General features: G+C 46.3%; 7 protein-coding genes. 3 read left to right on the top strand and 4 right to left on the bottom strand.

The annotated features are described in order from the left end of the window. The first annotated feature begins 150 nt into the window (after positions 1-150). Positions 151-2,196 (top strand): AAA family ATPase, encoded by a 2,046-nt coding sequence (locus tag AC5JL3_RS21935; RefSeq protein ID WP_496076502.1) that lies wholly within the window; start codon positions 151-153, stop codon positions 2,194-2,196. 178 nt (positions 2,197-2,374) lie between these two features. Here the strand turns inward: AC5JL3_RS21935 and AC5JL3_RS21930 are convergent, their stop codons facing one another. The 3 genes from AC5JL3_RS21930 to AC5JL3_RS21920 form a co-directional block, all read right to left on the bottom strand. Next, a complete protein-coding gene (locus AC5JL3_RS21930; protein ID WP_496076501.1) occupies positions 2,375-6,880 on the bottom strand; it encodes a hypothetical protein in 4,506 nt (1,501 codons plus the stop codon). A 242-nt stretch (positions 6,881-7,122) separates the two neighbouring features. Further along, a complete protein-coding gene (crtD, locus tag AC5JL3_RS21925; protein ID WP_496076500.1) occupies positions 7,123-8,643 on the bottom strand; it encodes a C-3',4' desaturase CrtD in 1,521 nt (506 codons plus the stop codon). A gap of 248 nt (positions 8,644-8,891) precedes the next feature. Further along, positions 8,892-9,380 (bottom strand): hypothetical protein, encoded by a 489-nt coding sequence (locus AC5JL3_RS21920; RefSeq protein WP_192217002.1) that lies wholly within the window; start codon positions 9,378-9,380, stop codon positions 8,892-8,894. Positions 9,381-9,705: 325 nt separating this feature from the next. Between AC5JL3_RS21920 and AC5JL3_RS21915 the strand changes: the two genes are divergently transcribed. Both AC5JL3_RS21915 and AC5JL3_RS21910 read left to right on the top strand, forming a co-directional pair. After that, the gene (locus AC5JL3_RS21915; protein WP_496076499.1) at positions 9,706-10,140 is read left to right on the top strand and encodes a hypothetical protein; all 435 of its coding nucleotides are present in this window, start codon (positions 9,706-9,708) and stop codon (positions 10,138-10,140) included. Positions 10,141-10,231: 91 nt separating this feature from the next. Beyond that, positions 10,232-10,768, top strand: coding sequence for a protein-tyrosine phosphatase family protein (locus AC5JL3_RS21910; protein ID WP_496076498.1), 537 nt, complete (start codon positions 10,232-10,234; stop codon positions 10,766-10,768). Positions 10,769-10,842: 74 nt separating this feature from the next. On the opposite strand, the gene AC5JL3_RS21905 is transcribed toward AC5JL3_RS21910, so the two are convergent. After that, positions 10,843-12,063, bottom strand: coding sequence for a chromate transporter (locus tag AC5JL3_RS21905; protein WP_496076497.1), 1,221 nt, complete (start codon positions 12,061-12,063; stop codon positions 10,843-10,845). Positions 12,064-12,222: the final 159 nt, after the last annotated feature.

The following is a 12,222-nucleotide window of genomic DNA, read 5'->3' as shown; positions in this document are numbered from 1 at the left end:
GGGCATGATAGTAGTGCTTGCCAGTAGTGACAATAAAACAACACCATTGAGATAGAAAGTAGCTTTTTATGTCTATGGAAGGTAGGATTGCAACTACTAAGAGTGCTACAAAGCACGCTGGAGCAAGCGTAGCGCGTGGTGGTGTGAGTTATGACCAGAAATCGAGAAATTCCTGACCGTTGGCCTACCTCGAAGCCTTCCAAGCCCGGTCGCCTGAACGGGCGGCAACGCAAGAGAAGTGACTCTACAGCTAAGCGTCCTGCTTCAAACTTGCCATCGCAACAACTGTATCCAATGGTTGAACAGCATTTAGAGCCTCAACAGGCTGTACCGGGAGTGCCTTCACCCCTACCGCCACAGCTAAGACAGCCATCTAGGCGACGCTTTAAGTTCAACTTGCAGGTAGGGGTAGCGTTAATTGTCTTGGGTTTTGGCAGTGTGGGATTTATCGCCGTGGCGCTGTTGTTGAAGCTGCCAGCCGTTCCGAACTGTCCAGCGACGTTCTGGCCGACGGCATCAGCATCGATGCGGCTTTATTGTGCCGAGATTGCAGCCAACAAGCAGACAGCGGAAAATTTACTAGAAGCGATCGCCTTAGTTGAGGCTTTACCGAAAGACCACCCCTTGCGCCCAGAAATTGACCGCAATATAGAAGAGTGGTCACGCGATATCCTGAAAATTGGTGAAGAAAAGTTTCAGGCGGGTCAGCTGAATGAAGCGATCGAGATTGCTAGACGCATTCCGACTCATGTCGCGGCATACAAGCTGGTAGAAACGGAGATAGGGCGTTGGCAGTCAATCTGGGCAAAGGCAGAGGCACTGTATCAGAAAGCTGAGAACCAGTTAAAAGAGTCAAACTGGAACCTAGCATTTAGAGAAGCCGTAAAACTCACTTATGTAGACAATAAGTTCTGGGCAACGGTTAAGTATGACAAGCTGGTTGATTTGATTCAGATTGGACGGGAAGCGAGTGCGAAGCTCGATAAAGCCTACCAGCTCAGTAAAACGGGTAGGGTAGATGATATCCTAGCAGCGATTAAACAGGCGGAAACTATCCCTCGTGAAAGTTTTGCCTACAAAGAGGCGCAAGATTTGATTGCGGAGTCTGGGAATAAACTGGTCAAGATTGCACAAGACAGACTTGAGAGGCGTAACTGGCAAGGTGTTTTAGAGATTGCCAATAAACTTCCCGCTAGCGTCAAATTACCGGAGGTGAAAGCTGACTTAATTGACTTAGCGAATGCGATTTCCTCGGCAGAATCCGGAACGGCAACGGATTTGGAAGCGGCGATCGCATCGGCCCAAAAGGTGACGCCAGATCGTCCTCTGTATGAGAAGGGACAGCAATTAATAAGTCGTTGGCAGCGAGAAACTGAAGATGTGACTCGATTGGAACGAGCGCGGACATTTGCGAATTCCGGTCTGACAAGTGACCTAAGAGCAGCGATCGCAGAAGCGGAGGAGATTCCTAGCGGTAATCCTCGCTATCAGGAAGCGCGTAAAGAGATTACCCGTTGGACTAGCCAAGCCGAGACAATCGAAGACCGACCCTATATTGACCGTGCGGTACAAATTGCCAATCTGGGTGGGATTGCGGCTTTGCAAGAAGCGGTTCAGGAAGCTAGTCGTGTTGCCCCAGGTCGCACCCTTTACCGGGAAGCACAAGACAAAATCAGGCAGTGGACTGATACAATCCAGCGGACACAAGACCAGCCTTACCTTGACCAAGCACGTAGTCTCGCCTCTGCTGGTAACATTCCAGCCGCAATAACTGCCGCACAGCAAATTCAATCTGGAAGAGCGCTGTATCGGGAGGCACAAGGCGATGTCAATCGCTGGCAGACGGAAGCCAGGGGTCAGCAACGTTTACAGGAAGCTTACCAAACTGCCAACCCTGGTACACCTGAAGCCCTCTCTGCCGCGATTCGAGTGGCAAGGCAAGTGCCAACGGCATCGAGTTCTAGAGACAATGCGAGGCTTGTGGTCAATCGCTGGAGCTATCAACTGTTATCCATGGCAAACGATCGCTCATCGTACAACATGACGGAAGCGATCGCGATCGCAAGATTGATTCCTTCCGGTACTGAAGCTTACTCCTCGGCTCAACAACAAATTCAGGCATGGCAAAATATCTTAAATCCACCACCAAGTCCTTCCTTTGAACTCCCCTCTAGTCCAGATGGTCAATTCCAATAAGCTAATGTGCATTTATAGCAAAAGGCAGAAGGCAGAGGACAGAGGGTTTATTACTAGTACGTGGTTGTTTGGGCTGATAAATCTGTCCCAACCTTTACGGCAACAGCTATAAAATTACATCTTGAATTTAGGGGAGATTTTGTTGGCATAGTTGGAAGCTTCTGCCTTCTTGCACTTGCTATAGCTCAATAGAGATTTTGTCAGGGTAACCTTGAATATTGAGTTCTAGGTGTAGCTTTTCTAGGTCATAGATTAAATTGCCACTGTAGCCACTTGTGGAGAGGGCAAAGGATAATTGATTGCTACCAACTGCCTCTACGATCGCGTCTCCAATACTGAGCTTAGATTGCACTCCATCCACTCGCACTTCCCGACTGCTGAGTGCATCAGTAATGAGAACCTGTTTACTCTGCCTCATCACTTTGATAATCAAGTGACGCACACTAAATCTAACGACTCCTGCCTCTAGTCGCTCTACTTTCGTATCAGTTGGCAATCCTTTGATCACCAATTTTGTGGCAGTTGGTGATTTTGATAAAGTCTGGATAGCTGCTGATTCAGGAATTGGAGAGGTTGGACGCTCTTTTGGAGGTAATGGCGGTTCAAGGGGGACTGCTTGCTGCTGAATTGCCCAATTCCGGGCTTTCTTAAGCATTTCTGAGTGAGTTTTTGAAGCTTTATCAAATTGCTTCTGCTTTCTGGCATAATCCTCCTGCCGCTTCTTCGTTGCAATCCAGCGTTCTCGTGCAAATTGGCACAAGTGTTCCTCAGAATGTGTAACAAATTGCTCGTAAAACTCCAAGGTTTCTATAATTGAGCCAATCTTTTCTAAAGCCACTCCTAGCTGCTGCATCAGGAGATAATGCTGCCAATCAGAAGAGGATAATATCTGTTCTTTGATAAATCTTTCATACCGTTTACGATAGCCCTTTGTTAGGTCATCTGGCGTTAACTCTGAGCAAGCAATTTCATACACCACATCAAACTTTAACCCTGCTTTTTGATGTTCGGAACCGACAACAGTAGGCAGATACTTTTCAACCGCTTCTATTGCATCAGCGAAATGCTTCTTGCGATAAAAATACTGAAAGAGAACAGTAAATAGCTTTAACTTAGGTGTCCCTTGACTTGCGGCTTCAAAGCAAGCTTTTACCTTGACTAATTCATCCAACCAAACATAGACAACAAAAGCTTGTTCATACTGGTGCTTAGCTTCTAGGGCTGGGGCGACATATTTGAGCCATCTGCGATCGCGTGGTTTTCCCGCCCGCTCCCATTCAGTAATAATCCTATCAGCTTCCCCGGCTTTTTCTAGATACTCTAAACCATCGGGGTAACCTAGTAGTAAAACTTTCGCTCGATTATACTCAGACTTTTGTGTTGCACCACCCTCTTCCCAGTTACGAACCGCTCGTTCATAATTTTCGGCACGGTAAAAACATTCTCCTGCTAGAAGATTGCTGCCTGTGTATCCAGCGGATTCCAAAGTTTCTAAAACCTCTCCCCATTGCTGCCATCCATTGAAATTAAATTCAGCATTATTTAGTAGCATCTCAAGACGCTTTGCATACTCTTCTACTGCTTTTTTCCATTGTTTATGATCAGTTATTAGTTTGTTATCTGTTGTCAATTGTGTTGTTGCCTTATCACTCACTACTGACAATTGATTACTAATAACTAACGTAAAATTGTTTATTGCCTGTAAATCCTGTGGCGGAGAAACCATAAAGTTAGCAATTGCCCCCTCAACAGTATGGCTTTTCGGGTGTTGGTTGCACCAAGTAACTAATTCTGACCAACATAATCCCTCCCAGAAGCATTGCCAAGCTTCATCCTCTTCACCCACCTGAAGAAAGAGGCTACCTGCCGTCTGGAATTGCTCTTCAAACTTGAACGCCCAGGCTTCACAAAAGTTGGCTTTTACTGTGTTTCCAAAATCACTGTAGAACTGTCTAGCACGTCTGAGTAAACCCGGATTTTGAGAATTTAATCCCTTTCTCTCGAATTCTTGGGCAATTGATACTGGGTCATCTTCGCGTAATTCTTGAGCGGTTTTAGGCGTACCGATGCTGATCGTTTGAACACTTGCTTCCCAACGTGCTTTGTTTCTGGCGTGTCTCAGTATTGCTTGCAATAGAGCTTCATCACTGGCATATTGCCACAATTGGCGATCGCCTTTTTCCGAATCTACAACAAACAAACGCTCAGTTGCTCGACTCGCCGCAACATAAAGCTTGTTAAAAAAGTATTCTACCTTGACTCGTTGGTCTGTACTTTGGCTCCTGAGATTCCAAACACTGCGATTGCAGTCTTCGCCAAACTTGTAGAGAATAACTTTTTTGAACTCTAATCCTTTCGCAGAAATTGCACTCAAGACATTCTTCAGCGGCTCAGATTCTAAGGATGGGGGAAAAATTTCTGAGAGGACTTCATCAGCTTGAGCATAAGCCGCTTCTTCGCCTTCTTCACAAGGCACGATGATAATGGTGTCTTTGATGTAATCCGCAAGTTGTTCTGTGTTGATATTGGCATTGAGGATGAACTTTTGAGGCGTGGGAAAGTTGCCTTGCTGCCACGGTGTTTGGGGTTGGAGTTCATGAATGTCAAACAGAACATGGCGCCACAATTGAATTAAATTAGTAACTTGAACAATCGGTGGACTAGAGCGGTAGTTAAAGGAAAGTTCTTGAAAATTAATCACCAGCTTTAATTGCTCGGCTGGATCAAGCGCAGTAATGACTTCTGCATCAAATACAGCCTGAACACTAGACCAATGAAAGCCTGTTGGGTTTAAAGTTTGGAAAGGGTCGCCTGCAAACGCAAAGGGTAGGCAGTGAATTGGCTGATATCCTAGATGATATTCAGAGAAGATAGACAGCCGCATAATTAGCTGTAATTCCAGCCGTGTAAAGTCTTGCGCTTCGTCACAGAAAATTGCCGTATATTCAGGACGATAGCACTTGAGTTTGAGAACTCTTGCAATTAAATCTTGGTCATCCCAGTAGCCTTGCTCTTGAGTAATTCGCTTATACCAACGCTCCCAAATGGTGTAGTAGATGCCTTGGAATTTTTCAATTGAAATAGTACGTTCTTTACGAGGTACATCCTTCTGGTAGTCTTCAGGAGTGATGCACTCTTCCAGGTTGTAACCTTTGATAAAACTGCGGATGACGTGCCAGCAAATTTCTGGGGAATATTGTCGTGCTTCGGGAAGGTGGAGAACAACTTTGGCAAGAGATTCTGAGGGGCTTTTTCCCTGATACAGTTGTTTGAAGCGATGAAAGGAAATGTATTTTTCTAAATCAAAGCGCTGACGTTCTTCAGGTGATAGTAAGCCAAAAAGAAATTGCTGAAAAGGTTGAAAGAAGTGATCGATTCTGTCTCTTTCATCTCCCTGACTTCTCTCTGCAACAAAGCGATGATGAGAGGAGAGCAACGTCTTAACACCATCTCTCGCTACCTCTAGTAACCGCTCATTGTAGGTGAGAAATAAAGGCTCACCAGGTAGTGGTTCGGTGCGCCGATGTCCTTGCTTGTAGTACTTTCGGTAGCAGTAGTCGGCAAATAAATAAAGCAACATCGTAGACTTACCGCTACCCGCACGTCCATTGATGAATAGCGGGAGTGAACCTTTACCTGGTGCGGAAGTAGAAACTGACTTGAGAATCTGCTCTTCTTCCGCTGAAAGCGCGAGATTGGCTTCTTTTCCCCGCTCAATCGCCAACCAGCTTTCTTCATCCGCAAGCAGATAGGCAGGATAAGAACGTCGAGCAAAAGGCGTCAAGTCACAGAGATTCAATTGCCGCGCCAGAATGTTGTAGCTTGCTTTGCTCTGTGATTTGATGAGCTGGGGCGATTCTTTAGAGACGTTCTTTGCGTTGTCGGCAGTATTCTCCTCTTCCAGTGTTATCGTGTCATCTTCCCCAGCCTCCACAGGCACATCAAACAAGGTAGTTCTTTTCCCTACCTCGATAATCTCTTCACGCGATGGCTTATGGTCGAAGGGCGCTAGCAGAAATAAGACACCTATAATGCCAGTATCGGTGGTAAAAGGTTGGCTGTAGAGTACATAATGATTATTCGACCCACATAGCTTTACATTTGATATATCGGAAAACTCTTCGGCTTGATTCGTTTCACTTCTAATTCCTGAAATAATTTGGTAATAGGTGTCCCAAGCATTGTGGATTTCCGGCTTTCTAAACTGCGCCACCCATTCTTCACTTTCGTAAATCAGCCAATCCTCTGTTGGTGAGTCCATCTCCCAACCCGGAAGTTCTAGCCAGGGGTGTAGTTCTGAGGGGAGTTCTGGAAGTTGCTGGGTTGGGCGCTGCTGGATTTTCTGCTCTTGCACCCAGTTTCGGAGACGTTGTATGTCTAGTTGCGGTTCGAGATGGCTTCTCCCGTACTCGATAGGTGCGTCGAGGAACTGTTCGTAGTCGTTATCGCCTCGCTTAAAGATGTCAAGCAAGCACAGGAGTTGCTCGTCGTCAACTCTGAGGATACGTGCAACTATTCTTCGATTGAGAGTTCGGCGCTTTAAGTAGGGATAGACTCTCTCAAAACGAGCTTGCACCTCATCTATTCTCTGTGTCTCCAGTTCAGCGCATAGGTCATCAATGCGAGCTTGAATCCCATAGCGCTGAGCCTTGTCGTTGAACTGAGGGGTGCGATAGACATACATTGGTCAGTCTCCGCTCGATAGACAAAAATATAACTTTTGCCGCTACTACCTATTGTCGTCTAGCGAAGAAATTGATAGAGGATTTTTTGGTATCAGTTTATACGATTAATCAAATTTTGCTCTAGAGCGATCGCGGGGAAGGCGACACATTTGGATGCAAAACCTTGGGTTTCATTGATGACTTATCGTCCAAAGGCTTCGCCCCTACACTAGATTTTGGACTTTGAAAACACGCCCTAGCATCAAGAGGATGCCTGAATTTGTCGTACAGCCGTGAGTGCTGAGTAGCTAACACCCGCCGTACCTTCGCCAGGATGAGTAGAATCCCCAACCAGCCAAAGGCTTTTAATGGGTGTCCGAGTTGCAAAGCCGAAAGGCCCAAAAGTAGGTATCCGTTGACCAATGCCTCCGACAATCCCTAGTTCTCGACCTGTATAGTGTGCAAAGGTGCGGGGAGTTGCAGTTTCTTGGTGGATGATTGTTTCGGGTTTTAGGTAAAAGTACTGATTGAGACGTGTGATCGCATCCTCTGTATACTGTTGCTTGAGTCTTTCATAATCATCCTTTTCACCCTGCCACCACTGCTTAGCATCAGTAAAGGAAGAAGCAATAATTGTCGCTTTCTCTTCTGGGGCGCGACCATCACCCGGATGACTGACAGAGACAAATAGGGAATTATTCTCGCCAATTTGCCCTTCGTAATCATAAAGAAACTGAAGGTGAGGGGGACACCCAACAGGAATTGCACTTTGGTCAACGCCAAGATAGATAACAAATGCGCCCGATGCTGGCGGCAGTTTATCTACCCGATGCTTGTAACCCGTTGGCGCTTGTTCCCCTAGTAACTTGACCAGGTTTTGCACTGTGACATTAGCAACCACTTCATCAGCGGGTTCTGTACAAACTTCACCTGTTTTCTGATTGCGAATCCTGACGCTGGTTGCTTTACCACCTGACGCTTCAATGTGTTCAACCGTATGCCGCATCAGCAGCTTTCCACCATATTTTTCTAGGGCTTCGACGAGGCGATCGCTTAATACCTGCATACTACCCTTAAGATGAAATAGCCCTTGCGGTTCCTGAGAAACACCCAGCGCTGTTGCAGCATAAAGCAGTGCTGTCTCATCAGCATCGACTTGGGAATAAAGCTTTAGCTGTAAGTCCAAAAATGTTCGCAGACGCTGGTTTTCATAAAGTCCATATCCCCGCAACGCATCACCCACTGTCATGAAGGTAAAGGGCAGGGTAATCATGGTATCGGGACGAACTGACGACGCTAGCTGCCACAAGTCCCACAAACTACGAGGGGGCAACACTGGGTCACGCGCTTGAAACTTCCAGCTAGCCTTGAACAATGTTGTCATCAATTGCCAAAACGGTTCACTGCCAGGAAACTGCCGTTGTCGTTCTACTGTCCACTTTTCCGGGTCACGCCAGACGTTAATCGGTTCTGTTTCACCAGGGAGAAATACTGCACAAGCTGGGTCGCAGGGCATTGTGGCTGGTAGGTCAATCTCTAACTCATCAAAAATCCGTTTGTGAATGCCACCTGGTTCTAAACCTGCAACCTGCGTTGCACCGACATCAAACGTAAATCCGCGACGTTTAAAGGTAGAGGCACATCCTCCAGGCACAAGGGCCTGGTCTAATACCAAAACTTCGTAGCCGCGACGGGCAAGTAATGCCCCAGCCGTTAGACCCCCAATTCCTGCACCAATTACGACTACACGCGATTTTCCACTACCGCCTTGAGTGCTTGGCATAATTCATTCTTTATATTTCTTAATATTCTTTTTCATAATTGTAACTGTGCTTTAGTAATTAAATTGGGAGTAAGCTGTCATGCATTTAATTTGTGATATCCGCTCAGGGGAAAAAGGTTAAAGGGCAAAGATAAAAGGTTTTTCCCTTTTACCTTTGCCCCTTCTCGTTTGCCCTAAAACCGATGAGTTAAATAGACGGCGCGAGATGCTCTTAGCAGCTTACTCCTAACCCCTAACTACTAGCTAATTCAACGTTGAGATGAGCCAGAAACCTGCTGCTGGTAAACATTTACCACTTTCTGGACATACTGGGCCTGAAAACCGCTGTTACAGCCATCGTACTTACCCGTCATCCACCAACACGCTGCACCACGAACGGCGGCGGCTTGATTATTACCCCTTGCTTGCATTTGGTTGTTCAGTTCCCGTCGTGCAATACACGTTACCGTATTTCGAGCTGCTGTTGCGTCAGCCTCAAATTGTGCCGCTGTTAGTTGCTGACCCGTGCAGCGCTTTGTCCAGTCAGGGATAATTCCAGGTAACACTTGCCATGCACTGTACATCCCATCGTTATTACTTTGGGGAGGGGCCGCTTGCCGTAGGGCTTCCACAAACGCAGTCACTTGACTATCTGTTGCTGTCGTCTGTGATGTTGCTGGTGTCGCCCACAACCCAAGACTAACCACTAGTCCAGTTAAGAGTAGATGTTTGCCTGTTTTACTCGACTTGAAACTCATGATTTGTACCAATGGTATCGTTTAATCGTTTCTTGAACGTGCGTTCCCCTGATGCCAGGAGAGTTGGAGAAGTCACAAATAGGAATCAAAACAGCCAAATAGTAACAAAGTCTTTACCAATGTGCGATCGCTCTTTTGGATGTTGTGCTGAGTAAGATACGATCGCACATAAACATTACTTGATACTTCATACTAAAGGATGATTACAGTGTGAAAAATCATCCTACTTCTGTTACACTTACGTCTTCCCCGCAAGGGGATGGAAACGGCTGAAGTTCTAGAACAGCGATTCCAGAAACTAACAGTTTTTTTTAGGAGGAAATGAATGAAAGGGGAAAAAATGTCGTTACGTTTGTCAGTCTTAGGTTTATCTATTTCGTTATTTGCTACCTCGACTCTTAGCTTTTTTGTTAGTCATGTTGCTGCTCAAGCTAGTGATTCAGTTGAACAACCGGAAGTTGCTACAGTCGAAAGTATGGTTGGTGGCGATCTGATGTGCTACGTCACATTAGTTGATGAAAACGGAATTAGACATCAAGATGTGGGTGCGACATTTGAAATGTGTGAGAACCAAGAAACGTTCTTAAACAAGAAAGTGAATTTGGCTTATGAGGAAGTCCAAGTTAATGATTGCCAAAGCGCCGAGCCTTGTGGCAAAACTAGACTGCAAACCTTAATCATACAGATGACACTAAGTGATTCCGACAAATCCCGAACTAGCTTGCCTTGTGCTTCAGTGAAAATTTTAAGCTCACATTAAGTGCTTGCTGATCAGCAAGCACTTCTAAGCATTTAAAAATTCAAAATTAAAAGGGAAATCGACTGCTTTTTTACGGTCACACACCGAGAGAATGTACAAGTTTGCTGCGGCTATGGAGAATGAGCCAATCGTATTTGGCGCTTCAAGACCTGGATACGCCAACACAGAGGTACATCATTGGGTTGAGTTCATGAAAGGTCAAGGTATTCAGCGAGTGTGCTGTCTTCTTCCCGATAACCAACTCGCTCGCTACTGTGATCTTCTCGAAACTTACCAACAGGACTTCGGACATCATCAAGTCTGCTGGGCACCGATTGAAGATTTTCAACTGTCCGACCTGAAAATACTGACAACAAAGATACTGCCTTTCTTAGCAGATGCCGATAAACAAGCCCAGAAGGTTGTCGTTCACTGCTCTGGCGGCATTGGGCGAACAGGTCATGTACTAGCTGCGTGGCTAGTCAGTGGTCGAGGATTATCTAACAAAGCGGCGATCGCGGCTGTCAGGAGAACAGGTAGAAATCCCTATGAAGCTGCAATCATGGCTCTCTTGAGAGGCAAAAATCCCTGGAAAGTTGTAGAAGACCTCAACAAGCTTCTGAGTAAGTGCCGTCTAACAGTAGACTAACAACTGTTAACAGTGACCAAAAAGTGACTAAATTCCAAGAAATTTAAAGGCACATTACCCTAAGAACACAACTACTAGCCAATAACTCCCAAAAGATGAGCGGCAAGCCCAATTGCTCCTCCTGCCAGCACTAGCCAAGCTGAATTGAGCTTAAAACGGAACACGGCGATCGCACTCAAAATCGCTACAACCACCGTTAACCCATCCACCAGCGCGGCCTGCCCCAGTGTGTACGTCACGCCTGCCATCAGTCCTAATGAAGCGGCATTGACCCCATCAAGAAACCCACTTGCCCAAGGGGACTGGCGCAACTTCGGTACCCAAGGATTTACTAGCAATACCAACACGAAGGCAGGCAGAAAGATGCCAATTGTTCCTGCGATCGCTCCCGCATTTCCTGCCAATAGATAACCAATAAAGGTTGCGGTTGTGAAGACTGGCCCTGGCGTAAACTGACCAATCGCAACTGCATCCAGAAGCTGCTGGGGGGTAAGCCACTGATTACGCTCCACTAATTCACGTTGTAAGAACGCTAGCAGCACGTACCCACTTCCATACAAAATGCTCCCAATTTTGAGGAAAAAGAGGAATACATTCACCCAACTTATGGAAGCATTGATGGTTGTTGCGGTATCAGCCTGTGCCAGAACCCCAGAAAATGGCAAGAGAAAGACACCTGTTGTTCCTCTCCCAATTTGCCAATTCTTCACTACCATGACGGCAATACCCAGCAGCAGCAGCACCAGAACTTCATTAAATCCTGCTAAGTAAGCCGCGATCGCCACGATACCTACAATTACTGTTGGAGTATCTTTGGCTGCCTTTTTCCCTAGATTCCATAACGCCTGTAGCACGATCGCAATAATGACAGGCTTAATTCCATACAGTAGCCATCCCACTTGAGGAACGCTTTGATAACGGTCATAAAGTACCGCAAGCAGCCAAACAATCACCATTGCAGGCAGAATAAAACACACCCCTGCAATGCCCAATCCCCGCCACCCTGCTCGTTCGTAGCCAATATGAATTGCTAGTTCAGTAGAGTTAGGACCCGGAATCAGATTTGTCACTCCTAGCAGATCTAGCAACTTCTCTCGACTCATCCACTGGCGACGATTGACCACCTCCGAATCCATCATCGCAATATGGGCGGCTGGCCCTCCAAAAGCGATCGCCCCCAACCGAAAAAAGACGGTGGCTAGTTCAGTTAATCGCTGTCTCTGTTGCTGCGGATTGAGGTCGGAATAGGGAACTGGCTCCTGTATTGACTCAATCCCTTCAGGCTGCTGGGACACTTTACCTCTCCTAGATAATGCCGCAAGCTAACAAACTTACAATATCGAATTTCGGTATCGAAATCCTATACTTAGAACTTAATATCTGATAGGATGCGCTTGGTCAATAGACCTCTTGCAAAAGTCGTCGCTGGGGTACTATGGGGTCTGAACAAAAGC

The sequence above is a fragment of the Symplocastrum torsivum genome (assembly GCF_059505465.1).
Note: the sequence above shows the minus strand (reverse complement) of the source record. Positions and strands in the feature narration are given on the sequence as shown.